The 22,697-nt window shown below is 49.5% G+C and carries 32 protein-coding genes and 3 tRNA genes; 21 read left to right on the top strand and 14 right to left on the bottom strand.

Annotation, left to right across the window (positions count from 1 at the left end; translation table 11 throughout):
• Nucleotides 1-122: 122 nt before the first annotated feature.
• From fliA to sdiA, 7 genes are all read left to right on the top strand, one after another.
• Entirely contained in the window at nucleotides 123-842 is a 720-nt protein-coding gene (gene fliA, locus OGV65_RS15895; RefSeq protein ID WP_016153479.1) for an RNA polymerase sigma factor FliA, read from the top strand.
• 57 nt (nucleotides 843-899) lie between these two features.
• On the top strand, nucleotides 900-1,451 hold the full coding sequence (gene fliZ / locus OGV65_RS15900; RefSeq protein ID WP_016153478.1) for a flagella biosynthesis regulatory protein FliZ: 552 nt from the start codon (nucleotides 900-902) through the stop codon (nucleotides 1,449-1,451).
• A 100-nt stretch (nucleotides 1,452-1,551) separates the two neighbouring features.
• Nucleotides 1,552-2,352: a cystine ABC transporter substrate-binding protein gene (gene tcyJ / locus OGV65_RS15905; protein WP_016156835.1), complete on the top strand. Its 801-nt coding sequence runs from the start codon at nucleotides 1,552-1,554 to the stop codon at nucleotides 2,350-2,352.
• Nucleotides 2,353-2,458: 106 nt separating this feature from the next.
• Nucleotides 2,459-3,445, top strand: coding sequence for a D-cysteine desulfhydrase (dcyD, locus tag OGV65_RS15910; protein WP_104651509.1), 987 nt, complete (start codon nucleotides 2,459-2,461; stop codon nucleotides 3,443-3,445).
• A gap of 21 nt (nucleotides 3,446-3,466) precedes the next feature.
• Nucleotides 3,467-4,135, top strand: a complete 669-nt coding sequence (tcyL, locus tag OGV65_RS15915) for a cystine ABC transporter permease (protein WP_003030474.1) — start codon at nucleotides 3,467-3,469, stop codon at nucleotides 4,133-4,135.
• Nucleotides 4,132-4,884 carry an L-cystine ABC transporter ATP-binding protein TcyN gene (tcyN, locus tag OGV65_RS15920; RefSeq protein WP_003030477.1) on the top strand — a complete coding sequence of 251 codons (753 nt, stop codon included), beginning with the start codon at nucleotides 4,132-4,134 and terminating at the stop codon, nucleotides 4,882-4,884. Before tcyL ends, tcyN begins: the two co-directional genes overlap by 4 nt.
• A gap of 231 nt (nucleotides 4,885-5,115) precedes the next feature.
• On the top strand, nucleotides 5,116-5,838 hold the full coding sequence (gene sdiA, locus OGV65_RS15925) for a quorum-sensing transcriptional regulator SdiA (RefSeq protein WP_016156833.1): 723 nt from the start codon (nucleotides 5,116-5,118) through the stop codon (nucleotides 5,836-5,838).
• A 66-nt stretch (nucleotides 5,839-5,904) separates the two neighbouring features.
• Here sdiA and OGV65_RS15930 read toward each other — a convergent pair whose 3' ends face one another.
• On the bottom strand, nucleotides 5,905-6,129 hold the full coding sequence (locus OGV65_RS15930) for a DUF2594 family protein (RefSeq protein WP_016153474.1): 225 nt from the start codon (nucleotides 6,127-6,129) through the stop codon (nucleotides 5,905-5,907).
• Nucleotides 6,130-6,148: 19 nt separating this feature from the next.
• Nucleotides 6,149-6,292, bottom strand: a complete 144-nt coding sequence (locus OGV65_RS25515; protein WP_422651153.1) for a hypothetical protein — start codon at nucleotides 6,290-6,292, stop codon at nucleotides 6,149-6,151.
• Nucleotides 6,293-6,588: 296 nt separating this feature from the next.
• Between OGV65_RS25515 and uvrY the strand changes: the two genes are divergently transcribed.
• From uvrY to OGV65_RS15960, 6 genes are all read left to right on the top strand, one after another.
• Nucleotides 6,589-7,245 (top strand): UvrY/SirA/GacA family response regulator transcription factor, encoded by a 657-nt coding sequence (uvrY, locus tag OGV65_RS15935; RefSeq protein WP_006684079.1) that lies wholly within the window; start codon nucleotides 6,589-6,591, stop codon nucleotides 7,243-7,245.
• On the top strand, nucleotides 7,242-9,074 hold the full coding sequence (uvrC, locus tag OGV65_RS15940; protein WP_016153473.1) for an excinuclease ABC subunit UvrC: 1,833 nt from the start codon (nucleotides 7,242-7,244) through the stop codon (nucleotides 9,072-9,074). Before uvrY ends, uvrC begins: the two co-directional genes overlap by 4 nt.
• Before the next feature lie 55 nt (nucleotides 9,075-9,129).
• Entirely contained in the window at nucleotides 9,130-9,678 is a 549-nt protein-coding gene (gene pgsA, locus OGV65_RS15945) for a CDP-diacylglycerol--glycerol-3-phosphate 3-phosphatidyltransferase (protein ID WP_016153472.1), read from the top strand.
• 151 nt (nucleotides 9,679-9,829) lie between these two features.
• A tRNA-Gly gene (locus tag OGV65_RS15950) sits at nucleotides 9,830-9,905 on the top strand.
• Between the two features lie 51 nt (nucleotides 9,906-9,956).
• Nucleotides 9,957-10,030 (top strand) — tRNA-Cys (locus tag OGV65_RS15955).
• A 12-nt stretch (nucleotides 10,031-10,042) separates the two neighbouring features.
• Nucleotides 10,043-10,129: transfer RNA gene (locus OGV65_RS15960), tRNA-Leu, on the top strand.
• Between the two features lie 125 nt (nucleotides 10,130-10,254).
• On the opposite strand, the gene OGV65_RS15965 is transcribed toward OGV65_RS15960, so the two are convergent.
• From OGV65_RS15965 to OGV65_RS16020, 12 genes are all read right to left on the bottom strand, one after another.
• Nucleotides 10,255-11,265 (bottom strand): tyrosine-type recombinase/integrase, encoded by a 1,011-nt coding sequence (locus OGV65_RS15965; RefSeq protein WP_080221473.1) that lies wholly within the window; start codon nucleotides 11,263-11,265, stop codon nucleotides 10,255-10,257.
• Nucleotides 11,265-11,492 carry a DUF4224 domain-containing protein gene (locus OGV65_RS15970; RefSeq protein ID WP_065944714.1) on the bottom strand — a complete coding sequence of 76 codons (228 nt, stop codon included), beginning with the start codon at nucleotides 11,490-11,492 and terminating at the stop codon, nucleotides 11,265-11,267. Before OGV65_RS15970 ends, OGV65_RS15965 begins: the two co-directional genes overlap by 1 nt.
• Before the next feature lie 301 nt (nucleotides 11,493-11,793).
• Entirely contained in the window at nucleotides 11,794-12,078 is a 285-nt protein-coding gene (locus OGV65_RS15975; RefSeq protein WP_085396192.1) for an RNA-binding protein, read from the bottom strand.
• Nucleotides 12,078-12,419, bottom strand: a complete 342-nt coding sequence (locus tag OGV65_RS15980) for a hypothetical protein (protein ID WP_286455152.1) — start codon at nucleotides 12,417-12,419, stop codon at nucleotides 12,078-12,080. The genes OGV65_RS15975 and OGV65_RS15980 overlap by 1 nt, the downstream gene beginning before the upstream one ends.
• Entirely contained in the window at nucleotides 12,416-13,015 is a 600-nt protein-coding gene (locus OGV65_RS15985; protein ID WP_286455153.1) for a hypothetical protein, read from the bottom strand. Before OGV65_RS15985 ends, OGV65_RS15980 begins: the two co-directional genes overlap by 4 nt.
• 10 nt (nucleotides 13,016-13,025) lie before the next feature.
• The gene (locus OGV65_RS15990; protein ID WP_286455154.1) at nucleotides 13,026-13,283 is read right to left on the bottom strand and encodes a hypothetical protein; all 258 of its coding nucleotides are present in this window, start codon (nucleotides 13,281-13,283) and stop codon (nucleotides 13,026-13,028) included.
• Between the two features lies 1 nt (nucleotide 13,284).
• The gene (locus tag OGV65_RS15995; protein ID WP_286455155.1) at nucleotides 13,285-14,121 is read right to left on the bottom strand and encodes an ead/Ea22-like family protein; all 837 of its coding nucleotides are present in this window, start codon (nucleotides 14,119-14,121) and stop codon (nucleotides 13,285-13,287) included.
• A complete protein-coding gene (locus OGV65_RS16000) occupies nucleotides 14,118-14,684 on the bottom strand; it encodes a hypothetical protein (protein WP_286455156.1) in 567 nt (188 codons plus the stop codon). Before OGV65_RS16000 ends, OGV65_RS15995 begins: the two co-directional genes overlap by 4 nt.
• A complete protein-coding gene (locus OGV65_RS16005; RefSeq protein WP_286455157.1) occupies nucleotides 14,668-15,708 on the bottom strand; it encodes a ParB-like helix-turn-helix domain-containing protein in 1,041 nt (346 codons plus the stop codon). The genes OGV65_RS16000 and OGV65_RS16005 overlap by 17 nt, the downstream gene beginning before the upstream one ends.
• Nucleotides 15,708-16,190 carry a hypothetical protein gene (locus OGV65_RS16010; protein WP_286455158.1) on the bottom strand — a complete coding sequence of 161 codons (483 nt, stop codon included), beginning with the start codon at nucleotides 16,188-16,190 and terminating at the stop codon, nucleotides 15,708-15,710. Before OGV65_RS16010 ends, OGV65_RS16005 begins: the two co-directional genes overlap by 1 nt.
• 102 nt (nucleotides 16,191-16,292) lie before the next feature.
• On the bottom strand, nucleotides 16,293-16,613 hold the full coding sequence (locus tag OGV65_RS16015) for a hypothetical protein (RefSeq protein WP_286455160.1): 321 nt from the start codon (nucleotides 16,611-16,613) through the stop codon (nucleotides 16,293-16,295).
• Nucleotides 16,614-17,694: 1,081 nt separating this feature from the next.
• Nucleotides 17,695-18,414 (bottom strand): LexA family transcriptional regulator, encoded by a 720-nt coding sequence (locus OGV65_RS16020; RefSeq protein WP_048231587.1) that lies wholly within the window; start codon nucleotides 18,412-18,414, stop codon nucleotides 17,695-17,697.
• Between the two features lie 69 nt (nucleotides 18,415-18,483).
• Here OGV65_RS16020 and OGV65_RS16025 point away from each other — a divergent pair, with 69 nt between their 5' ends.
• From OGV65_RS16025 to OGV65_RS16060, 8 genes are all read left to right on the top strand, one after another.
• Nucleotides 18,484-18,750, top strand: a complete 267-nt coding sequence (locus OGV65_RS16025) for a transcriptional regulator (RefSeq protein WP_286455162.1) — start codon at nucleotides 18,484-18,486, stop codon at nucleotides 18,748-18,750.
• A gap of 36 nt (nucleotides 18,751-18,786) precedes the next feature.
• Nucleotides 18,787-19,515, top strand: a complete 729-nt coding sequence (locus tag OGV65_RS16030) for a hypothetical protein (RefSeq protein ID WP_286455163.1) — start codon at nucleotides 18,787-18,789, stop codon at nucleotides 19,513-19,515.
• Nucleotides 19,516-19,519: 4 nt separating this feature from the next.
• Nucleotides 19,520-19,984, top strand: coding sequence for a YmfL family putative regulatory protein (locus OGV65_RS16035; protein WP_286455164.1), 465 nt, complete (start codon nucleotides 19,520-19,522; stop codon nucleotides 19,982-19,984).
• Nucleotides 19,985-20,224: 240 nt separating this feature from the next.
• The gene (locus OGV65_RS16040; protein WP_104651423.1) at nucleotides 20,225-20,437 is read left to right on the top strand and encodes a DUF4222 domain-containing protein; all 213 of its coding nucleotides are present in this window, start codon (nucleotides 20,225-20,227) and stop codon (nucleotides 20,435-20,437) included.
• Nucleotides 20,394-21,377, top strand: coding sequence for a phage replication protein O (locus tag OGV65_RS16045; protein WP_286455165.1), 984 nt, complete (start codon nucleotides 20,394-20,396; stop codon nucleotides 21,375-21,377). Before OGV65_RS16040 ends, OGV65_RS16045 begins: the two co-directional genes overlap by 44 nt.
• 2 nt (nucleotides 21,378-21,379) lie before the next feature.
• Nucleotides 21,380-21,823 carry a hypothetical protein gene (locus OGV65_RS16050; RefSeq protein WP_286455166.1) on the top strand — a complete coding sequence of 148 codons (444 nt, stop codon included), beginning with the start codon at nucleotides 21,380-21,382 and terminating at the stop codon, nucleotides 21,821-21,823.
• Nucleotides 21,823-22,491 (top strand): MT-A70 family methyltransferase, encoded by a 669-nt coding sequence (locus OGV65_RS16055; protein ID WP_286455167.1) that lies wholly within the window; start codon nucleotides 21,823-21,825, stop codon nucleotides 22,489-22,491. The genes OGV65_RS16050 and OGV65_RS16055 overlap by 1 nt, the downstream gene beginning before the upstream one ends.
• Nucleotides 22,478-22,696 (top strand): hypothetical protein, encoded by a 219-nt coding sequence (locus OGV65_RS16060; protein ID WP_003833987.1) that lies wholly within the window; start codon nucleotides 22,478-22,480, stop codon nucleotides 22,694-22,696. Before OGV65_RS16055 ends, OGV65_RS16060 begins: the two co-directional genes overlap by 14 nt.
• Nucleotide 22,697: the final 1 nt, after the last annotated feature.

Consider the following 22,697-nt stretch of genomic DNA (forward strand, 5'->3'; position numbering starts at 1 on the left):
TACATTCAGCTTTACCCGTAACCCCCAAATAACCCCTCATTTCACCCACTATTCACCCGATTAAAACCCCTGCAGAAACGGATAATCATGCCGATAACTCATTTAACGCAGGGCTGTTTATCGTGAATTCACTGTATACCGCTGAAGGTGTAATGGATAAACACTCGCTGTGGCAGCGTTATGTACCGTTGGTGCGTCACGAAGCATTGCGCCTTCAGGTGCGTTTGCCGGCGAGCGTAGAACTGGATGACCTGCTACAAGCGGGCGGCATCGGGTTATTGAATGCAGTCGACCGATATGACGCTTTGCAAGGAACGGCATTTACCACTTACGCAGTGCAGCGTATTCGTGGAGCGATGCTGGACGAACTACGTAGCCGGGATTGGGTGCCGCGTAGCGTTCGGCGCAATGCTCGCGAAGTGGCACAGGCGATGGGGCAACTGGAGCAGGAATTAGGGCGTAACGCGACGGAAACCGAAGTGGCGGAGCGTCTGGCTATTCCTGTGCAAGAGTATCGTCAGATGTTGCTTGATACCAATAATAGCCAACTCTTCTCCTACGACGAGTGGCGGGAAGAGCATGGCGATAGTATTGAGCTGGTGACAGAAGAACATCAGCAGGAAAACCCGTTACAGCAGCTACTTGAGGGTAACCTCCGCCAGCGCGTGATGGACGCGATCGAAGCGTTGCCGGAACGCGAAAAGCTGGTGTTAACGCTGTACTACCAGGAAGAGCTGAATCTGAAAGAGATTGGCGCGGTACTGGAAGTGGGGGAGTCACGGGTTAGCCAGTTGCACAGTCAGGCCATCAAACGTCTACGCACCAAGCTGGGTAAGCTATAGGGGTACATCATTACCCCTGAACAATGCCGCATTACGAATTGACTACCAGGAGTTCTCATGACGGTGCAGCAATCAAAAAGACGGCCTCTAAGCCGCTACCTCAAAGATTTCAAACACAGCCAGACGCATTGCGCCCATTGCTTTAAGCTGCTCGACAGGATCACGCTGGTTCGCCGCGGGCAAATTGTGAATAAAATCGCCATCGCCCGACTGGACACGTTGCTGAATGAAGCAGAGTGGGAACAGGAGAAAAAAGAGTGGGTGGCGCTGTGTCGTTTTTGTGGTGATTTGCACTGCAAAGAGCAGAGCGACTTTTTTGACATTATCGGCTTCAAGCAATTTTTATTCGAGCAGACCGAAATGAGTCACGGCACGGTACGCGAATACGTTGTGCGCCTGCGTCGCCTCGGGAATCATCTGACCGAACAAAATATCTCTCACGATCTGCTGCAGGAAGGGTTTCTCGACGAAAACCTTGCCCCGTGGCTACCGGAAACCAGCACCAACAATTACCGCATCGCCTTGCGTAAGTATGAGCAGTTTAAAGCCCATACGCATATGGGACATATGCAGAAATCCTCCTGGACAGCCAGTTCTGATATATATTAAAAACGAATAAGGTGTAACAGAGTCGTGTTTGTGGATCACGGCAAACGCTTTACACTGTAGTCATAAATGATAGTCACTAATGACAATATTCGGGGTAACTATGAAATTAGCACTTCTGGGACGTCAGGCTCTGATGGGTGTAATGGCTGTTGCACTTGTCGCCGGAATGAGCGTGAAGACTTATGCAGATGAAGGTCTGTTAAATAAAGTTAAAGAGCGCGGCACGCTGCTGGTGGGCCTGGAAGGGACCTATCCCCCGTTTAGTTTTCAGGGCGATGACGGCAAGCTGACCGGTTTCGAAGTGGAGTTTGCCGAGGAACTGGCCAAGCATCTCGGAGTGAAAGCCACGCTGAAGCCGACCAAATGGGACGGTATGCTGGCTTCTCTTGATTCCAAACGCATTGACGTGGTCATCAACCAGGTGACTATCTCTGATGATCGTAAGAAAAAATACGATTTTTCTACCCCGTATACGGTCTCTGGTATCCAGGCGCTGGTGAAGAAAGGCAATGAAGGCGTTATTAAGACTGCTGCCGATCTGAAAGGTAAAAAAGTCGGCGTGGGTCTGGGAACCAACTATGAAGAGTGGCTGCGCCAGAACGTGCAGGGCGTGGATATTCGTACCTATGATGATGACCCGACCAAATATCAGGATCTGCGTGTAGGTCGTATCGACGCCATCCTGGTTGACCGTCTGGCCGCGCTGGATCTGGTGAAAAAAACCAAGGATACGCTGGCCGTTACCGGTGAAGCATTCTCCCGCCAGGAGTCCGGCGTGGCGCTGCGTAAAGGCAATGAAGATCTGCTGAAAGCGGTGGATGCAGCCATTGCTGAAATGCAGAAAGACGGTTCGCTGAAAGCCCTGTCTGAAAAATGGTTTGGAGCAGATGTGACGAAATAATCGTCATCTGATGAAAAAAGGCGCCTTTAACAGCGCCTTTTTTTATTTCATTGCGCCTGAACGTGCATAATAAAAGAACATCACAACAACGAATACCGGAGGCTGTATGCCGCTGCATAATTTAACGCGCTTTCCACGTCTGGAATTTATTGGCGCGCCAACGCCACTCGAATATCTTCCGCGCCTCTCAGATTATCTCGGGCGTGATATTTTCATTAAACGCGATGACGTCACGCCGATGGCTATGGGCGGCAATAAGCTGCGTAAGCTGGAGTTTCTGGCCGCAGACGCGCTGCGTGAAGGCGCGGATACGCTGATAACCGCGGGTGCGATTCAGTCTAACCACGTTCGCCAGACGGCGGCGGTCGCCGCTAAGCTTGGCCTGCACTGCGTGGCGCTGTTGGAAAATCCGATAGGCACCACTGCCGAAAACTATCTCACCAATGGCAACCGTCTGCTGTTGGACCTGTTTAATACGCAGATTGAAATGTGCGATGCGCTGACCGATCCGAATGCACAGCTGCAGGAGCTGGCGACGCGGATTGAAGCGCAAGGGTTCCGCCCGTATGTGATCCCGGTTGGGGGTTCCAATGCACTGGGTGCGCTGGGCTATGTGGAAAGTGCGCTGGAAATTGCCCAACAGTGTGAAGGGGCCGTTTCGCTCTCTTCCGTAGTGGTGGCCTCGGGCAGTGCGGGAACGCATGCCGGACTGGCCGTGGGCCTGGAACAATTGATGCCAGACGTCGAACTCATCGGCGTGACCGTCTCACGCAGCGTGGCGGATCAAAAGCCCAAAGTTGTTGCACTGCAGCAGGATATTGCCCGGGAGCTGGAACTGACGGCCTCAGCGGAAATCCTGTTATGGGACGATTATTATGCGCCGGGATACGGTACGCCAAACGAAGAGGGCATGGAGGCGGTAAAACTGCTGGCGCGTCTGGAAGGCATTTTGTTGGATCCGGTGTATACCGGCAAGGCGATGGCGGGTCTGATTGATGGCATCAGCCAGAAACGCTTCAAGGATGAAGGGCCAATTCTCTTTATTCATACTGGTGGGGCGCCTGCGCTGTTTGCCTACCATCCTCACGTGTAACGACCAGGTAGAAAAACGCTAATGCATGAAAGTATCCAACTGGTGATTGATTCTCTGCCGTATCTGCTCAAGGGCGCAGTTTTTACGCTGCAACTGAGTATCGGTGGGATGTTCTTTGGTCTCGTGCTGGGTTTTATCCTGGCGCTGATGCGTCTGTCGCCGCTGCTGCCTGTGCGCTGGCTGGCGCGCTTTTATATCTCTATCTTTCGCGGAACGCCGTTGATTGCCCAGCTGTTCATGATCTATTACGGTCTGCCGCAGTTTGGTATTGAGCTTGATCCTATTCCGGCGGCGATGATTGGCTTGTCGCTTAATACGGCGGCCTACGCTGCGGAAACGCTGCGTGCGGCAATCTCCTCCATCGACAAAGGGCAGTGGGAAGCGGGTGCCAGTATTGGTATGACGCGGTGGCAAACCATGCGCCGGGCAATCCTGCCGCAGGCTGCGCGGGTTGCGCTCCCACCGCTGAGTAACAGCTTTATCAGCCTGGTGAAAGACACCTCTCTGGCCGCGACTATTCAGGTACCGGAACTGTTCCGTCAGGCGCAGTTGATTACCTCGCGTACGCTGGAGGTATTCACGATGTATCTGGCAGCCTCGTTGATTTATTGGGTGATGGCGACGGTGCTTTCTGCACTGCAAAACTATTTTGAAGAGCAACTGAATCGCCAGGAGAGAGAGCCGAAATGAGTGCTATCGAAGTCAGAAACCTGGTCAAAAAATTCCATGGGCAAACGGTGCTGCATGGGATCGATCTTGACGTCAAACCCGGTGAAGTTGTGGCGATTATCGGGCCGAGCGGTTCGGGCAAAACTACGCTGCTGCGCAGCATTAATTTGCTGGAGCAACCGGAGGCGGGCACCATTAAGGTGGGTGAGATTACCATTGATACCGCGCGTTCGTTAACTCAGCAGAAAGGTCTGATTCGTCAGTTGCGCCAGCACGTGGGCTTTGTGTTCCAGAACTTTAATTTGTTCCCGCATCGCACGGTGCTGGAAAACATTATTGAAGGTCCGGTGATTGTTAAAGGCGAACCGAAAGCCGAAGCGACAGCCCGTGCGCGCGAACTGCTGGCGAAAGTCGGGTTGGCCGGTAAAGAAACTAGCTATCCGCGGCGTTTGTCCGGCGGGCAGCAGCAGCGCGTGGCTATTGCCCGGGCATTGGCGATGCGACCTGAGGTTATTCTTTTTGATGAACCGACCTCCGCGCTTGATCCTGAACTGGTTGGTGAGGTACTTAATACCATCCGCCAACTGGCGCAGGAAAAACGCACCATGGTGATTGTGACGCATGAAATGAGCTTTGCACGCGACGTTGCCGATCGGGCGATATTTATGGATCAAGGACGGATAGTGGAGCAGGGGCCAGCTAAATCCTTATTCACGCATCCGCAGCAGCCGCGAACCCGTCAGTTTCTTGAAAAGTTTCTGATGCAATAAATAGTGCATGCAGCACTCGTCGAAATTGTTTTTTGGCGAGTGCTGTTCGCATAACTATTTATAATTATTGCTTTATTATTAACTCCCAATACTGTTACTTCCTGCCGTCGGTGAGTAATGCTCAAGTAATTGACCATTTGTCCGATAATTTGCATATATAAAATACATTTATGTGTTAGCTTGTTTCATATGTTTGGATGATTATCAATCTCAGGGGTATTACCACTTAGTATGCAGGGGCATGATTTCTTCACCTGGCGACGGAGTATGCTGTTACGCTTTCAGGAAATGGCGACGGCAGAGGATGTCTATAATGAATTACAACAACAGACGCAGCATTTAGAGTTCGATTTTTACGCGCTCTGTGTTCGTCATCCCGTACCTTTTACCCGACCTAAAACGTCGCTTCACACGACCTATCCCAAAGCATGGGTGGCGCATTATCAGTCCGAGAATTATTTCGCTATTGATCCGGTGCTGAAGCCTGAAAACTTCAGTCAGGGGCATTTACCCTGGAACGATACCTTATTTCGCGATGCACAGCCCCTGTGGGATGCCGCGCGCAATCACGGTTTACGTAAAGGGATGACGCAATGCTTAATGTTGCCTAATCGGGCGTTGGGTTTTTTATCGGTATCGCGTGCGAGTGTCCGTAATAGTCGCTTTGCAAACGATGAGGTAGAGCTCAGGATGCAACTGCTGGTGCGGGAAAGCTTGTCGGTACTGACGCGGCTGCAAGATGACATGGTCATGGCGCCAGAGATGCGCTTTAGCAAGCGGGAAAAAGAGATATTGAAATGGACGGCAGAGGGGAAAACCTCTTCAGAGATAGCGATAATTCTGTCAATTTCTGAAAATACCGTTAACTTTCACCAGAAAAATATGCAAAAGAAATTTAATGCACCCAACAAAACGCAGATCGCCTGTTATGCCGCGGCAACCGGGCTGATCTGAGTAAATTATCGTTCTGAGTGTCAGACGCAAACCCGGCTGAGAGCATCGCTGTCAGCCGGGTTCTTATTACTGGCGGTAGGCCTGTTTAATTTGCTTAACAGTGCTGGAAAATACCGCAGCCTGTGATTGATCTTCAATCAGCGCGATCTGTTTTTCCATTTTAAGAATCACGCGCCCTGCATCGGCTTGGCCCATTGCCTGCAGCATCAGCGTTAACATGGCTTTCAGGCAGGTGACTTCGTTGGCCAGTTCCTGGTTATTCTCAGCAGTGGAAAAGTCAGGCGTACTCATTTATTTTCCTCGTTATGTTTCAATGAAAAAGTGCGATGTCAAATCTTAAGGCGCCGGAGTATACCATAAGCGAGGCTAAAAATATCAGCGGTTGTTTTCTGCGCAAACCTAAGTCGCGGACATTAAAATAAACAACATGTTGCGCTGCATATATTTTCTCCACCTGTTGTTTATTTCGAGTATTTTACTCGTTAATTATTGTTACAACTTTAGCTGCCTATTTTGCATTCAACGGACGAATATGAATTTTTTGTCACTATTCTGAAACAGCTATGCAGATATAACCGTGGCAAAAGGTTGCCATAACAGAAAGTTTCCACTCGTCGTACCTTCTAATTTCCAAAAACGAGAGCAAAATCGAAAGACGGGCGTTTTTTACATTTCAAAGTTGAGATAAAACCCGTTAACATAGGACCGATTAACTATCGGTAGCGTTATCCCTATTCTGGAGATATTCCTTTGATCAACGTTTTTCTTGTTGATGACCACGAACTGGTGCGCGCAGGGATACGACGCATTCTTGAAGATATAAAAGGCATTAAAGTTGTCGGCGAGGCGTGCTGCGGTGAAGATGCGGTAAAATGGTGCCGCTCAAATTCCGTTGACGTTGTGCTGATGGACATGAATATGCCCGGTATTGGTGGCCTTGAGGCAACGCGTAAAATTGCGCGTTCAACGGCTGACATTAAAGTGATCATGCTGACTGTCCATACCGAAAACCCGTTACCTGCAAAAGTCATGCAGGCGGGAGCCGCGGGCTATCTCAGTAAGGGGGCTGCGCCCCAGGAGGTCGTGAGTGCGATTCGTTCGGTTTATTCTGGCCAACGTTATATTGCCTCCGATATCGCTCAGCAGATGGCGCTTAGCCAGATTGAGCCTGAGAAAACGGAAACCCCGTTTGCCAGTTTGTCTGAACGTGAGTTGCAGATTATGCTGATGATCACCAAAGGTCAGAAGGTCAATGAGATCTCAGAGCAACTGAATCTTAGTCCTAAAACGGTGAACAGCTATCGCTATCGAATGTTCAGTAAATTAAACATTCACGGCGATGTTGAGCTGACTCACCTGGCAATTCGCCATGGCCTGTGTAATGCGGAGACATTAACAAGCCAGTGACCGATCAGTTTGATGCCAAAGCGTTCCTGAAAACCGTGACCAGTCAGCCCGGCGTTTATCGTATGTATGATGACGCCGGGACGGTCATCTACGTCGGGAAAGCGAAAGACCTGAAAAAAAGGCTTTCCAGCTACTTCCGTAGCAACCTCGCATCGCGTAAGACCGAAGCACTGGTCGCGCAAATACAGCAGATTGATGTCACGGTAACGCACACCGAAACCGAGGCGTTATTGCTTGAGCACAACTACATCAAGCTGTATCAGCCGCGTTATAACGTTTTGCTGCGCGACGATAAATCCTATCCTTTTATTTTCCTCAGCGGCGATACCCATCCTCGCCTGGCAATGCATCGCGGGGCCAAGCATGCCAAAGGCGAGTACTTTGGACCGTTTCCTAACGGCTACGCCGTACGCGAAACGCTGGCGTTGCTGCAGAAAATCTTCCCTATTCGTCAGTGCGAAAATAGTGTTTATCGCAATCGCTCGCGGCCCTGTCTGCAATATCAGATTGGCCGCTGCCTCGGTCCGTGTGTGGCGGGCCTGGTGAGTGAGGAAGAGTATGCGCAGCAGGTTGATTACGTTCGTCTGTTCCTGTCCGGGAAAGACGATCAGGTATTAACGCAGCTGATCGCCCGGATGGAAAAGGCCAGCCAAAATCTCGAGTTTGAAGAGGCTGCCCGCATTCGTGACCAAATTCAGGCCGTACGCCGCGTGACCGAAAAACAGTTTGTCTCTAATACCGGAGACGATCTGGACGTCATCGGCGTGGCGTTTGACGCTGGCATGGCCTGTGTGCACGTGCTGTTTATTCGCCAGGGTAAAGTGTTAGGCAGTCGTAGCTATTTCCCGAAAGTCCCAGGTGGAACAGAACTCGGCGAGGTCGTTGAAACCTTTGTCGGACAGTTTTATCTGCAGGGAAGTCAGATGCGCACCTTACCCGGTGAGATCCTGCTCGATTTTAATCTTAGCGATAAAACCCTGCTGGCAGACTCTCTGTCTGAGCTGGCCGGGCGGAAGATCAACGTTCAGACGAAACCGCGAGGCGATCGCGCGCGGTATCTGAAGCTGGCGCGTACCAACGCGGCGGTGGCGTTAACCACAAAACTTTCCCAGCAGTCGACCATTACTCAACGCCTGACGGCGCTGGCATCAGTACTCAAGTTACCCGCAGTAAAACGCATGGAGTGCTTTGATATCAGCCACACGATGGGTGAGCAGACGGTAGCCTCCTGCGTGGTATTCGATGCCAATGGACCACTGCGCGCCGAGTATCGCCGCTATAACATCACGGGTATTACGCCGGGTGATGATTATGCGGCAATGAATCAGGTTCTCCGCCGGCGCTACGGTAAGGCGATTGAAGAAAGTAAGATTCCGGACGTCATATTGATCGACGGCGGGAAAGGTCAACTGGGGCAGGCGAAAGCCGTGTTTGCTGAGCTGGACGTTCCCTGGGACAAACAGCACCCGCTTTTGTTGGGTGTGGCAAAAGGGGCCGATCGTAAAGCAGGCCTGGAAACGCTGTTCTTTGAGCCGGAAGGTGAGGGCTTTAGCCTTCCGCCGGATTCGCCAGCTTTGCACGTTATCCAGCATATCCGCGATGAATCTCACGATCATGCGATTAGCGGGCACCGTAAAAAACGGGCGAAGGTGAAAAGTACCAGCACGCTGGAGACTATTGAAGGTGTCGGGCCGAAGCGTCGGCAGATGTTGTTGAAATATATGGGCGGTTTGCAAGGCCTTCGTAACGCGAGTATTGAAGAAATTGCAAAAGTGCCGGGTATTTCGCAAGCTCTGGCAGAAAAGATCTTCTACTCGTTGAAACATTAGGCCCTCTGTAGCAACATAGGGGTAATTTTACTGACAACAGATAGTTATCCGTCATATGCAATTTAATATCCCTACGTTGCTCACGCTGTTTCGCGTCATCCTGATCCCATTCTTTGTATTGGCTTTTTATCTGCCATTCACCTGGGCTCCCTTCGTTTGTGCGCTGATCTTCTGTATTGCGGCGGTCACCGACTGGTTTGACGGCTATCTGGCGCGTCGCTGGAACCAAAGCACGCGTTTTGGCGCCTTCCTCGATCCGGTCGCTGATAAGGTACTGGTGGCTATCGCGATGGTGCTGGTGACCGAGCACTATCACAGCTGGTGGGTAACGCTTCCTGCCGCCACGATGATCGCGCGTGAAATTATTATCTCTGCGCTGCGTGAGTGGATGGCTGAACTGGGTAAACGTAGCAGTGTGGCAGTGTCCTGGATCGGCAAAGTGAAAACCACTTCGCAAATGGCCGCGCTCGCATGGCTGCTGTGGCGTCCAAATATTTGGGTAGAGTACGCCGGGATCGCACTTTTCTTCGTCGCCGCGATACTGACGTTGTGGTCAATGTTCCAGTATTTGAGCGCTGCGTGGGGAGATTTGCTTGAACAGTGATCGTTTCGGCGCAAATTTCAGCAAACGATCGTCAGTGGTGAAAAATATCGTTGACTCATTGCGTCAGGTAAGTAGAATGCAACGCATCGAACGGCAGCACTGATTGCCAGACGATAACAAAATCAAGTGATTAACAAAGTTACTTGGTGATGCGGGAATAGCTCAGTTGGTAGAGCACGACCTTGCCAAGGTCGGGGTCGCGAGTTCGAGTCTCGTTTCCCGCTCCAAATTAAAGACATCGGCAATAGCGGATGTCGGCTGAAAAGCCAGAAGATTTCGGCGCGTTAGCAAAGCGGTTATGTAGCGGATTGCAAATCCGTCTAGTCCGGTTCGACTCCGGAACGCGCCTCCAATTTCTTCCCGAGCCCGGATGGTGGAATCGGTAGACACAAGGGATTTAAAATCCCTCGGCGTTCGCGCTGTGTGGGTTCAAGTCCCACTCCGGGTACCATGGGAAAGAATAGAATAATCAAAGCAATAAGCAGTGTCGTGAAACCACCTACGGGTGGTTTTTTTGTTTCTGTGCTTCATGTTCACCATTGTTTCGCCATTCAGCTTCGCCATAAAAAGAGGGCATTACTGCCCCCCAACGACCGGAACAACTGAAATTCTTCGATTATATCTCGCTGTTTGTGAGGCGTTTTTATGACCTGAAATTTCTTGTTTCTCACTCAGCGTACCTTCAAGATCCGAAATTCCTTTGGCTTTTAGATCATGGAAAGTGAACTGGAAATCTAGGTCTGGATATTTCTCAGCAGCAAGTTTTTTTGTCTTCATCCACTGTGCATTAAAAGCATCGCGTGTGTATCGCAGACCTGATGGCTGGTGGATGACAAAAATACTTACCATCCCGCTGTTGAGAGGAATGCTGTCAGCAAGATTAACGGCATCCTCCAGACGTTTTGTCCAGGCCTTAATCTGGCTAACTGCGGTTTTACTCTGCTGAATTAAAATTCCTTCGCTCAATAATTGACTCTTTTTGAGGTCAAGAATGTCTCCCTGGCGGGCGCAACATAGATATGCCAACTCCATTGCAACTTTTACGGGAATAGAAGCAACGCTATAAAGTGCATCATATTCCCTGTCGCTAATATAACGGGTACGAGCCTGCTCTTTAAATTGCTTAACGCCCTGGCAAGGATTCATCTTCACCTTTCCTCGTTCGTATGCCCACCGAAACACCCTGGACATAAATGCTTTCTCGCGGTTTGCCTGAACTCTGCTCTTAACACCTCGTTTATCCATATATTTTCTGATGTGCTCGGGCTTGATGTTATCCGGCTTCATTTTCCCGAAGACAACATTTACCTTTGAACCGTATTTTCTGTAGTCTTTACGTGTTTCAGTTGCTAACTCGTGGAAATCGCCGGAATTAAAGAACTCTTCACAAAGTGCGTTGAAGTTAGTACCAACCTTTAAATCGTTTATGAAGTTTTCGTAAGCTGCCCATACCTGCGATTTTGTTAGATCAGGATTGCACAACCTGACGGTACGACCATCTGTTGTACGAAACTCATAAGCAGATTTTCCCCGACGAACGCGGGGAGGCATCCAGTTATCATCGGGGTTTTTGCGAGCTCTAGACATTACATATCCTTAAAGTTTGGTTCTTCTTCCTCTGGATTGCTCACTATCAACTTAAGGCCAACCGGGTTTGATACATGATCCCATGTTGTTCCAGGTCTGCCGTCCTTACGTGGAATAAAAAATACTCCACTATCCCTGAGAGCTTTGCACTGTAGGGAAGGGCGACGATAACCAGTTAATTGATAGAGGTCATCTGGAGTAAGAAAACGTTGGATTTGTCCGCTCATAGATAGTTCTCCACTTAAACCGGCTGCACCCGGTTACTTCATTCTGTAAGCACACGATGAACATCCGTGACGAGTTCCATCGTTGCAATTACGACATAATGGATATTCTTTCGATCCCTTCCCATTTAGCTGATGAAGTATCTCTACTGGCACCATTACCGGCATTGGTACACGAATCATCATGCTTCTGAGTTCAGCAATTTCGTTTGCCTGTTCGAACACTCGCGCCTTACAGTATTCAGCTTCAGATTTCCACCATGCCACATCCGCTTTGAGGCGACGCACACGCCGCTGCTTGAGTTTACTGGGCATCAATATTCACCTTGATAGCAAAAACTTTAATCGGTTCTTGCCCAAAGTGAGGATGAGTAATCACCTTGATTTCATACCCGTCATACGGGATATCAATACGCTTGCTCATATCGTCTCGCTTCGGATAACCACGAGTGATGATCAGTCTTTCGTAGTCCTTACCATGAATGCGACGACCCCAGTACGGATTCACCAGGCGATACTCTTCCGTTTTCTCACCTGACTTCATCTGGTCGAAGTATTCACCGTTAACTGCCAGTTGAAGGTTAGCCATCACTTATCCCCTTCAGACAGTTTTTGCATAGCTCCGGAGTAACGATGCATCCCATGTTCAAATGCTGACTTCACATCATGCTGCGGTGCTGCTGCGATAATTTCCCCCTCGTATCCAATTCCAATGCTCCTCGATTCACCTATGTCGACTACCGGACATCCGACGAGATAATCTGAGTGCGAAGCGAGCTTACCATTCAAAATTTGACCGTCATTCATCCTTACATAAACATCCGACATCAACGGAAGCGCCATTACTTGCTCATAGGTTAGCTTTACTGGCTTGGCGGAGTTCATTACCTGCATGTACTTAGGCGGCTTGCGCCCGTTCACCCTGCTCATTCGACCTCCTGCTTCGGTGCTGCTGCGAGCATAGCTCTGTATGTAGGGTTAATTGCATCATGTTCGTTCATTGCGTCCCAGCCAGCTTTATTCATCGCAGCTGTAGGTTCCTTCGGAACTAATTGCCAACCATCCGGAGTTACCGGAGAGTTGCCAGCCTGAAGCATGGCTGCGCGGCCACCATTGACCATCTTCACACCCAATCGAATGTCATCCAATTCCAAGTCACCTTTAATTTCAGCGTGACGGAAAGCGATGGAAAGGAATTCCAGACACTCCTCGTTTGTCCACTCAGGTACTACCGGTGCTGGCGGTGCGGTGTAGAGCGGAATTACCGCATCTCCCATTGGCTGAGACAGGCACTTAAGGTGAAGCTCACCCATCTTGGCATAAGCCAGAGTTTCCTCAGCAGCATAAAGCACAGGCTCAGCTCCAAACGCCGCAATAGCCCCATCAATCACCTTCACAGCATCAGCCATTGCGTAGCCGAGATTACCGCCGTCGCTTTGTGCTGCTGCTTTGCTGAGTATTTCGCGTATCTGGTGCAGGCGATCGAGTGATACAGGACCGTGCGCCGGGTGGTTGTTAGTTGTCATGGGTTAGTCCTCAGCCTGCTGTGCTTTCAACTTGGTTAGGGAATGTCAGGCACTCATTAAAGATTGCGCCGATACGCATAGCGGAAGGGATAAATTCGCTTTTCCCCTTCTCTACTTCATCAAAAATTTCGTCATAGCGCGTCACATCAAATAGCGATACTTCACAATCGCCAGTCGTCGCAAACGCGATCCGATTTGAGGGACACTCCGCCAGTAGCTTATTGAGTTTCTTTACCCAGGCTTTTTCCTGTTTCGTCAAAGTAGCCATATCACTCCCCCTTGATGGCTATGCCTGCGGGTGGAATGACGCAATTAATTTGATCGCCCTCAGTTACGAGGCGAATTAGCATTGCCAGCAACTGGACAATCTCACCCTCGACCCGCTCCCAGCCCATTCTGTTTTCAGCGTAATGAACGCCAGCCTGCACGACTTCCCCAGCTTCTTCGGCGACCTTCAATAGCACGTAGTTAGGCTGTGGGTATTTCCGCATCGCTTTATCTGCTGAAATACGTGCTATTGAGACCAGCGAGGAAAAATAATCGGTCTGATTCACTGTGACGGGCCGCTGCTCGTTGTACTGACGACGCATATCCCATCCCCAGCAGAAGAAACCGAAGTAGTTGACGCTATCGCCAGTGCTCCACCCATCCGTTGATACTTCGCCTTTAACCTGCTCCCAAGCCTGCTGGCGGCAGTGGTCAGCGACGGAATTCTCGGAGTACATCACAGGGGTGATGGGGAGGGACTCCAGTTCTGCTATGCGCTCTTCATAGCGAGCACCAACCGATACGGCTTTATGGAAGGCTTCGCACCACTTTGACGATTGCGCCTGCGTCTTCTCCAGCTCATCCAGCAGCGCCAGCACGGTGGCAGGGCTGGCTGCGGCGATGAATGTCGCGTCGTTATCATTTCGCCAGTGTGAAAGATTTCCGGTATCTTCATGGCGCACTGCCGGACCCATGCTATCTCCATCAGTGATAAACACAGGAAGTACTTCTGAATCATCGCTGAAAGAGACCATCGCGCTACCATGTGAGTCAATCCACCACTTCCCAGGTGTCGCCTTCTCTGCCGCTTCACGCAGCGCCTGTTTGTTGATGGTCATTGGGCTGCCTCCTGGCGAATTTTGGCGGCGCGTTGGCTTGCCTGTCGGCGGATCATTTCCCACCCTTTAGCCTCTGGTATTTCAGAGGCGTTCTGGTTTGCAAACTTGACCAGCATTGTTTCTGCTACCCCAGCAAGGCTATCAAGTTCACTGGCCCGCACTTCAGCCAGGAAAGCGTCGGTGGCTGGGGTTTCGGCTGCAAACGTGTCGCAAATCATATGCAGATATCCTTCATTGGTTGGTCTGATGCGATTCATCACTCCAGCAATGAAATACCCCCTACATTCGCTGATGATTTTCTTTGCTTCTCCATTCTCCGCCGCCATCTCCCTGCACTTGCTCTCGGCGTTAGCGAGCTGTACTGCAAGGTCTGCGTTTTGAGATTGCAGCTCTTCGTACTTACAACGTGTTTCTCGGATTTCTAAAACAGCAACCTGAACCGCATAGGCAAACATGGACACAGAACGTTCACCCATCTTTTCGCTGTCATACTGCATGCGCATGGCAACAGCCATCAGTTCATCCAGCTGTGCGCCGGTCATAGGTTTATTGGTTGCTGTCATGATGATTATCCTGCTGAAGTTTGTATTGCTTAACGAAGTGGGCCACTGCTTTAGACTGGCTTGCGATTATTTTTTTATCGCCTAAATCTAGGGTGACGTTCTTTCCGCGATAAATTATTGCCGAGCCGATTTCCTTGCCGTCCAGCTTCACATACAGCACTTTCCCGATAATCTCTGTCGTCGGGATTGGCTGTGAAAGGCGATAGGTTTCGCGAGCTTCTGAGATGGCTTTATGTTCGTCTATTATCGACAGAGCCTCAGCCAGTGCAGTGCCTTGCAAACTGAACACGCCTTCATCGCTGATCGTCGCCATGGCCATCAGTTCGACGAAGCGGCGAGCACTTTTAATGTTGAGTTCTGGAGCGATAGAACTGCGCGTAACCTTTGTTTTTCCCTGGGCGGCGGCTACGGCTTTATCGTGCTGGAGAACCTCACCAGCCTGTTCGCCAAACTCACGAACGCGGTCAACAGCAACATCTACAGACACGGCACCAGATTTAACTTCCTGCTGAACGTCATAATTAGCGGTGCTCAGAGTGAGCAACTTCTCAACGGTCGCTACAGACTTATTGACCAGCTTTGCAATCTCGCTGGTGGTCTGGTTGAAAGCGTTATGAAGCTCCTGAATAACAGCAGCCTGTTCAATATCGGAAAGTGGGAGTTGGTTATTACTGGTCATGATGCGAGCCAAACGCTGCACATCGTTACCGTTAAACGGCATGATATGAATGCGGTCTACTGGCTTACCAGCTTCAGCGCAACGCGCATAGCAACGGCGACGGCGATGGCCTTCAACAACCCACACACCGCCTTCATCACGTGCGATAACCTCCAGTGGAGGAACCGTGCCACCGTTCATCAGATAGTTAAACAGGTCATCATCTGCCTGGCGGGTGCGTTCGTCGTCTTCACGCTTGTTGAAACCTTCACGCACGTGAATATGTTCAAGGCTAATAAACATCCCGGTATCGGTGCGCTTGATGGTCCCATCACGTGACATCTGCTTGAATGAGTTAGCGGCCATTACGCAGTACCTTCACGAAGTTGGTTAGCGAATAACAGAGCCTGATTACCAGCGTAAACAATGCTTTCTTCTTGCTCTTCTTTCCCTATGGCAATAGTGACGTTTGCGTACTTTTCCACGCCAGTAGCTTCAATATCGCGAATAACCTGATCGGTTACTGGAGTTAACTCTCGTAATTCTCTCTGCGCCTCCAGCATGTGCATATTGGTCGGCGATTTGATATGACGTTCAACGATGCGGTCGCACTCTTTGGCCCAACAATTAACATCGTCGCGTAAAACGGTGTTCTCGATGGCCAGTGCTTTACGCTGTTCCATTGACTCGCACAGCGCCACGCTGACGATATCAAGGCGGTTAGCCAGTTCTGTTATGATCCCTCGGTAAGCAACAGGAAGGAGAGGGGCCGCTTTACGGGCTGCATCGATCAGTTGCTCTCTGGTCATACGTGGTTGTAACTCAGTGACGTTCTGTGTGGTCGTCATGGTTAGTTTCTCCGTGTTATATGCGCCCTGCACGGCGCTGAATTTTGGTTGAACGAATCCCGGCACTATGAATGCTGCCTAATTCGCTGAATTAATAATTAGTTAAAAATATTCCCTGTTATCCGATCGAACTCGTTCGAGAATAATTTTTGCCTCTTCGAATGATGGTGCCAGTAAAGCCTTTTCAACTGCTCTGGCGAAGCAGATAGCATCATATTCGTAACTATCAGATTTTGATTCCCATTCGGAAGCATCTTCTTCGGCGTCTGAAATACGATCTTCATATTCAGATTCCAGCTCACTCCTTACTTCGGCGCGAAGACGCTCGCGAATGATGTCTGATGCTTCGTCCAGTGGGAGAATAATCAGTAAATTTTCGGGCTGGTAAGTACCGTACTTAACCGCCAGATCATTCGCAGACATACAACCTCCAGAAAAAGTGCCCGCCGCGAAGCGGGCTAAGAATATTTCTCCAATTCAACCAGAACAGTCTCAACGTCTCCTGTAAGGTTGAGATGGCGTTATTACCATCACCAAGCACCCAGTGGATGCTTGAGGCTGATCGCCATAACCGGTACTGCAATGCCGGTGCTTAGTTCTCCACTCAATTGAAAGCGCGTTCCGCTGGTTTTGGATTTAACGAACTGGCACTTAATGACAAGGGACAGAACGCGCTTTCAGTTGAGTAAAAAGGGCGGTACCAGGGACTTCAAAGGTTGGTACTGGTACCGCCAAGACTACACACAGCTTTCTTACTTCCTGGTACCACGCTGGCTACGTGATTTGGTGTGTGGTGGCTGGCGCTGATCTCCAGCTCAGTGGCGCGGTGTTTTTAAATCGTAGCCGCCCGTTCCATCCGCGTTAGACCAGTCCGTATGCTCGCTTAGAACATTTCGCCTGCTTATCTCTTCTCAACCGTTTGACGGTCAGCCCCGTCATTCACCACAACTGGAAGCGCACCCCACCTGTTTCACACCTGTCACCCATAACTGGTAAGTAAAGGAGTGCGCTTTCATGTTGTGTTCGTGGGGTCTACTTCCCTCCTGTCACGGTTCTTTCCCCGCGTCATCATGTGTTCATTCGGTACATGAAACCCATTTGCCGGGATTCCACCGACTCCCATCTGTTTTTACAGCCACTCAGATATCGTCTGGGCTTCGCCGTCTACTTCCGGCTGTCACTGCCGTCGAGAGTGCTGGCATCTCACTGACCTGATAACTCCCAGGATCAACTGGAGTGGTTGTTATCGCGACCAAAGCGCCACTGTCCAGGACATTTAAAAGGACCGTCTCCAAGTGGTAACTCTTCCAGTCCCGGTAAGAACCCTGCGAGATGCTTACCGTGATTGGCTGTTTGCTGTTGGTGAATAGAATATAGCTACTTTAAGTAGATAAATGCAACAACAAAAAGTAGAAAAGTTATCTTTTAGGTTGTTTTTTTATAGTGCATCAGATTTTATAGGCGAAAAAAAACCGGCTTTCGCCGGTTCTTTATGGATGAATGATTATCCAAACTCTATCATTTTCAGAGGCAAACATCTGATAAGTTTGCCGAAGATGTAAACCTCATTCATTTCGTGTTCTTCTATGAAGAAGGGAGGATAGTGTTCATTGTCTGATAGGACAGCCAGACGACGACCTTTAACTTTTTGTAGTCTTTTTACAAAGGTACTGTCCTCGAAGTTGAACACGTAAACACCATCTCCACTGAATTGCTCAACTTTACTATCAATGAAGAGAAGATCCTTAGGGCACAACGTAGGCATCATACTGTCGCCATCTACGTTGATCATCACGATACCATCTAAGCTTCTCCGGCCAAACAATTCGAAAATCCTTTCTTCTGGTATTTCTATCGAGCTGACAATCGTTGGAAACGGTTGATTGATATATCCCGAACCGGCTGACGCATGTACATCCAATTGCTGAATTCTAACCGTCCCGGTAGCGGGCGCATCACCACCATTAACAGGTACCCCGTAATCAAGATAAGCAGGGGATACGGCAAGCCTGTCCGCAATTCGAATCATCTTTTCATCTCGTGGTTTTGCAGTACCAAGAGTATAGCGTCGCGCCATCTCATATGAGACACCACTGAACTCTGACAATTCTTTAACTCCAATTGATTGCTCTTGGAGAGACTTGTTTAGCCTATCGGCAAAGTCTTTGTATTTAGCATTTTCCACCATAAGTAGAAGATTAAGCGCACAAGGCATAGTTGTCATTTCTATTTTAAGTTGCTAATAATTGCTACTATAAGTAGTATTGATGCAAGCTTAGTCACAGGAGAGAACATGTCAGATCAACACAAAAATGTCACCGCTAAAGCTGTTAAAGCGGTTGGCTCAATTTCTGAAGTGTCAAGAAAATTCGAATTTCAGTCAGTTCAATCAGTTGCGAACTGGATTTCGAAAAACAGAGTCCCTTCAGAAAGGGTAATTCAGTTATGTCAGTGGGGTGGATGGACTGTAACGCCACATCAATTACGACCAGATATTTACCCAAATAAATATGATGGATTACCGGTACAGCCCAACAGTACGCAACTTTTAGTTGATTGATAACTACCAATGCAAATACAGAGAGGTAGGTTAACGATGTTTGGCATAAGTAAGTATTTTCTCAATAGCAACGATGGCAGAGGGGATATCAGGAGAAAGATTTACCGCTCCTGTTTGACTGCATTGCTTACCGTATCTGTTAATTGCAGAAAGGTAATCATTAACAGCCTTTTTGTAAGCTGCCTGCTGTCTTCTTGGCAGGTGGAGGCGCAAAGCGTCAAATTCGAATCCTCTACTCATAAGTACAACTTTTCCTTGTTTGAGCCTTTCCAGTTCAGCAGTAAGGAACAATTCAATGGGGTCAGAGACAGCATTGAATTTATCAAGCCTATACCGGGTGATCGCTCTCTTATCTCCATACCACAAACCAATACCGAAGCTAATGATCGTCCAGATGAAAGCGATAAGAGCGGGGTTGGTGTTGAACAGCAATACAAACTCACTAAAGAAGATTCCCATAAATTTTGGAGCCTCATTTTTATACAAATTTCAATTTTTTTGATTGTGTTTCCAGTAGGGGCTTATCTCAGCATGAGAGCAAATATTCGCAATTACTGGCGCATCCATAATCCTGATCGTCGTTCTCTGAAAGTACCTGCATTGGCAATGTTGTCAATTCTTAGCATCAGCAGGCGTATCAAGTCTAAACGATGGCAGATATGGGAACAGCGAGAATGGTTCCGCGATATGCAGATTCGTCATGGTCTGGAGGTTGCCTATCGCGATACATGGCACTGGAAAAAGATTATTGCAGAGAAATGGTGAAAGTATGAAACACGAGTCATTGAAAGAAGTTGTGAAAGCGATGTGTAAGGCGTACCCCGGAGGCCGTCAGGCTATGGCTGGTGCGTTAGGCATGTCAGAAACCCAGTTCAACAACAACCTGTACGAGAAAAACGGATGCCGGTTCTTTGAAGTAACTGAGCTGGAAGCGATGGAGGACATTTCCAACACGTCATTCGTTGCCGACTACTTTGCCAAGCGTCGCGGCGCACTGCTGGTGGACGTACCAAGCCTGGAAGATCTGGACCGTGTTGACTTGTTCAGCCGTGCAATGCGTACAGCAGCTGCAAGAGGGCAGGTTGATCAGATTATCCAGAAGGCGCTTGAAGATGGAGTGATTGAAAAGCATGAAGCCGAAGAGATTCTGGAACATCACCGCCGTCATCTGGCAGCGCGTGAAGAAGAAATCCGCGCGATTGTGGCCTTATTCAGCCGCCGTCAAAAGAAGTGACGCCAGCGAGTGTGCAGCTCCTGGCGTCGTGGCGTGTCGTATTCAGTGGAGAAACTAACGCATGAACAGTGTAACAACACAGTACCGCAGGTCGCAACTTATTGCTCGACCGATGCCGGGTGGAAAAGGTCCGGCGCAGTTCGTGTATGGGGTAATGGTATCCGGATGCTTTGAGCCTGTCTGCTACCAGTTTGCCGATTGGGTTGTAGGTGATTTCAACGGCCAGGCGGAGAAGGTCGAATGCGAGCACTCAACAGACGGTTTAAAGACAGCTACGGCGTCCCAGTCAGGGTTATCCGGTGGGAGCCAGAAACTCAACGGGTTATATACCTGCGCGACGGATACGAGCATGAGTGCTTCAGTCCTCTCGAACAGTTTCAGCGTAAATTCAGGGAAATAGAGGGACAGAATGAGCCTGTTAATGACATCCCGGCCAATAGTAATAAATCCTGACCTTGCATACAGCATTGGCCTGAATGAGGCGATTGCTTTGCAGCAGATTAATTACTGGCTGCAAGAAACCAAATCAGGCATGGAAAGTGATGGTGTTCGCTGGATTTACAACACGACAGAACAGTGGCTGGAGCAGTTCCCGTTCTGGTCTGAGTCGACCCTGAAGCGTACCTTCACCCGCCTGAAGACACTCGGTGTGCTCAAAATTGAGCAACTGAACAAGTCCCAACGCGACATGACCAACTTCTACACAATAAACTATGAAAGCGAGCTTTTAGATGAAGTCAAAGTGACCGAATCGAAGAGGTCAAAATGCGCTTTTCCATCAGGTCAAAATGACACGATGGAAGAGTCCAAAGTGACACGCTCCATCAGGTCAAAACGAACCGATGTCATCAGGTCAAAATGCACTGATGATCCTACAGAGAATACAACAGAGAGTACTACAGAGAATAAAACCCCTTCTTGTCCGGAAGCTTCGCAACCGGACGCTTTGGTTAATCCAAATGATTTTCTGTCTCGTCATCCAACAGCGGTGGTTTTCAGTGCAGCAAAACGTCAATGGGGAACTCAGGAAGATTTAACCTGCGCAGAATGGATCTGGGGAAAGATTATCCGACTGTACGAACAAGCCGCTGAGTCTGACGGTGAACTGCTTCGCCCTAAAGAACCTAACTGGGTTTCCTGGGCTAACGAGGTTCGTCTGATGTGCACCCAGGATAATCGCAATCACCGCCAGATCTGCGAGCTGTACGGTCGTGTAAATCGCGATCCTTTTTGGTGCAAAAATATTCTCAGTCCTTCGAAGCTGCGTGAAAAATGGGATGAGTTGTCTCTGAAGTTATCAGCGTCAGCGAGCAAACATGAGGTTCGAGAGGACCCAATGTTTAAATCCAAATACGAGTGCGATACACGCATTCCTGAAGGATTCAGGGGGTAGCTATGAGCATTCTGAAAACGGTCCAGATGTTTATTGCCATGAATCCCGGATCAACTACCAGGGACATCATCGAAGGTCTGACCCAGTTTAGCCAGGACAGGCTTCAACTCTCCGTTTGCCGTCTGCATGGTTCTGGGCTGGCAACGCGCAAACGCGACGGTCGCCAATTCCGTTACTACGCGGAACCGCCAGCAGATTGCCACTTCGAGGTGTTTGAACCAACTGCTGAAGTCAGCGCCTTGATGGAAACGGCGAAAGGTCTGGAGTCGAAAGGTCTCTTTCACCGTGCCGCGACGATTTACATGGAGGCTTTCAGCGCATCAGCCATTGAATCAGAGCGAGCAGCAATACTGGCAGAACGTCAGCGCTGCCTTGGCCTGGCTAAACCAGCGGTTATTTCCGAAGACGGATGCTATCTGGCTGGTCGATTTTCGGGAGGTCGTTAATGGACTATTCACTGATTTACGCTGATCCACCGTGGGAATACGGAAACACCATCAGCAATGGTGCAGCGGAAAACCATTACGGCACGATGAAACTTATCGACATAAAACGCCTGCCTGTCTGGGAGCTTGCTGCGGAAGATTCCGTTCTGGCCATGTGGTTCACCGGTACACATACCCGTGAAGCGATCGAACTTGCTGAGGCATGGGGTTTTAAGGTTCGGACCATGAAGGGATTCACCTGGGTGAAGTTTAACTCACTGGCAGAACAGCATATCAACAAAGCGCTTCAGGCTGGTGGAGTAGAGGACTTTTACGACTTCCTCGACCTGTTGAACGCTCAGACCAGAATGAATGGTGGTAACCATACCCGCGCCAATACCGAGGATCTGCTAATTGCCACTAGAGGGAAAGGTCTTGAGCGTCAGAACGCCAGCGTGAAGCAGGTTATATACAGCCCACTTGGTGAGCACAGCCAGAAACCAGCAGAAGCGCGTTACCGTCTGGAGCAGTTATACGGCGATGTGTCACGCATTGAGTTGTTCAGCCGCTGTGCGGCCTCCGGTTGGCATCACTGGGGAAATCAGGCAGAAAACCCTGATGTAATCATGTCTCCTGGTTACGTTGGTAAACCTGATCCGCTGCTGGAGGTGGCTTATGCAGGACGTTGAAGCACGTAACGCGCTTCGTAACATCGCCAGAAGATGCAACGAGGAAATAACCGCTAAACGCAAGGCTAACCCTGGTATGAATTGTGACGAAATAGCCAGGCCGATTTTTAACGGTGCCATGGGGATGGTTAAGCAGCTTGGCTTTACGCCATCTCATTTGTATCTCGAAGTCGGGATTCTGAACAAGCGGATTAAGGAGCGCTGAA

It is taken from the genome of Citrobacter sp. Cb004 (assembly GCF_030337065.1).
Lineage (GTDB): Bacteria > Pseudomonadota > Gammaproteobacteria > Enterobacterales > Enterobacteriaceae > Citrobacter > Citrobacter braakii.

Bases quoted from the DNA above. Each gene is read 5' to 3' on its own strand.
- fliZ (WP_016153478.1), top strand. From the start codon at position 900: ATGACGGTGCAGCAATCAAAAAGACGGCCTCTAAGCCGCTACCTCAAA.
- tcyJ (WP_016156835.1), top strand. From the start codon at position 1,552: ATGAAATTAGCACTTCTGGGACGTCAGGCTCTGATGGGTGTAATGGCT.
- dcyD (WP_104651509.1), top strand. From the start codon at position 2,459: ATGCCGCTGCATAATTTAACGCGCTTTCCACGTCTGGAATTTATTGGC.
- tcyL (WP_003030474.1), top strand. From the start codon at position 3,467: ATGCATGAAAGTATCCAACTGGTGATTGATTCTCTGCCGTATCTGCTC.
- tcyN (WP_003030477.1), top strand. From the start codon at position 4,132: ATGAGTGCTATCGAAGTCAGAAACCTGGTCAAAAAATTCCATGGGCAA.
- sdiA (WP_016156833.1), top strand. From the start codon at position 5,116: ATGCAGGGGCATGATTTCTTCACCTGGCGACGGAGTATGCTGTTACGC.
- OGV65_RS15930 (WP_016153474.1), bottom strand. From the start codon at position 6,129: ATGAGTACGCCTGACTTTTCCACTGCTGAGAATAACCAGGAACTGGCC.
- pgsA (WP_016153472.1), top strand. From the start codon at position 9,130: ATGCAATTTAATATCCCTACGTTGCTCACGCTGTTTCGCGTCATCCTG.
- OGV65_RS15965 (WP_080221473.1), bottom strand. From the start codon at position 11,265: ATGTCTAGAGCTCGCAAAAACCCCGATGATAACTGGATGCCTCCCCGC.
- OGV65_RS15970 (WP_065944714.1), bottom strand. From the start codon at position 11,492: ATGAGCGGACAAATCCAACGTTTTCTTACTCCAGATGACCTCTATCAA.
- OGV65_RS15975 (WP_085396192.1), bottom strand. From the start codon at position 12,078: ATGGCTAACCTTCAACTGGCAGTTAACGGTGAATACTTCGACCAGATG.
- OGV65_RS15980 (WP_286455152.1), bottom strand. From the start codon at position 12,419: ATGAGCAGGGTGAACGGGCGCAAGCCGCCTAAGTACATGCAGGTAATG.
- OGV65_RS15985 (WP_286455153.1), bottom strand. From the start codon at position 13,015: ATGACAACTAACAACCACCCGGCGCACGGTCCTGTATCACTCGATCGC.
- OGV65_RS15990 (WP_286455154.1), bottom strand. From the start codon at position 13,283: ATGGCTACTTTGACGAAACAGGAAAAAGCCTGGGTAAAGAAACTCAAT.
- OGV65_RS15995 (WP_286455155.1), bottom strand. From the start codon at position 14,121: ATGACCATCAACAAACAGGCGCTGCGTGAAGCGGCAGAGAAGGCGACA.
- OGV65_RS16000 (WP_286455156.1), bottom strand. From the start codon at position 14,684: ATGACAGCAACCAATAAACCTATGACCGGCGCACAGCTGGATGAACTG.
- OGV65_RS16005 (WP_286455157.1), bottom strand. From the start codon at position 15,708: ATGGCCGCTAACTCATTCAAGCAGATGTCACGTGATGGGACCATCAAG.
- OGV65_RS16010 (WP_286455158.1), bottom strand. From the start codon at position 16,190: ATGACGACCACACAGAACGTCACTGAGTTACAACCACGTATGACCAGA.
- OGV65_RS16015 (WP_286455160.1), bottom strand. From the start codon at position 16,613: ATGTCTGCGAATGATCTGGCGGTTAAGTACGGTACTTACCAGCCCGAA.
- OGV65_RS16020 (WP_048231587.1), bottom strand. From the start codon at position 18,414: ATGACAACTATGCCTTGTGCGCTTAATCTTCTACTTATGGTGGAAAAT.
- OGV65_RS16025 (WP_286455162.1), top strand. From the start codon at position 18,484: ATGTCAGATCAACACAAAAATGTCACCGCTAAAGCTGTTAAAGCGGTT.
- OGV65_RS16030 (WP_286455163.1), top strand. From the start codon at position 18,787: ATGTTTGGCATAAGTAAGTATTTTCTCAATAGCAACGATGGCAGAGGG.
- OGV65_RS16035 (WP_286455164.1), top strand. From the start codon at position 19,520: ATGAAACACGAGTCATTGAAAGAAGTTGTGAAAGCGATGTGTAAGGCG.
- OGV65_RS16040 (WP_104651423.1), top strand. From the start codon at position 20,225: ATGCGAGCACTCAACAGACGGTTTAAAGACAGCTACGGCGTCCCAGTC.
- OGV65_RS16045 (WP_286455165.1), top strand. From the start codon at position 20,394: ATGAGCCTGTTAATGACATCCCGGCCAATAGTAATAAATCCTGACCTT.
- OGV65_RS16050 (WP_286455166.1), top strand. From the start codon at position 21,380: ATGAGCATTCTGAAAACGGTCCAGATGTTTATTGCCATGAATCCCGGA.
- OGV65_RS16055 (WP_286455167.1), top strand. From the start codon at position 21,823: ATGGACTATTCACTGATTTACGCTGATCCACCGTGGGAATACGGAAAC.
- OGV65_RS16060 (WP_003833987.1), top strand. From the start codon at position 22,478: ATGCAGGACGTTGAAGCACGTAACGCGCTTCGTAACATCGCCAGAAGA.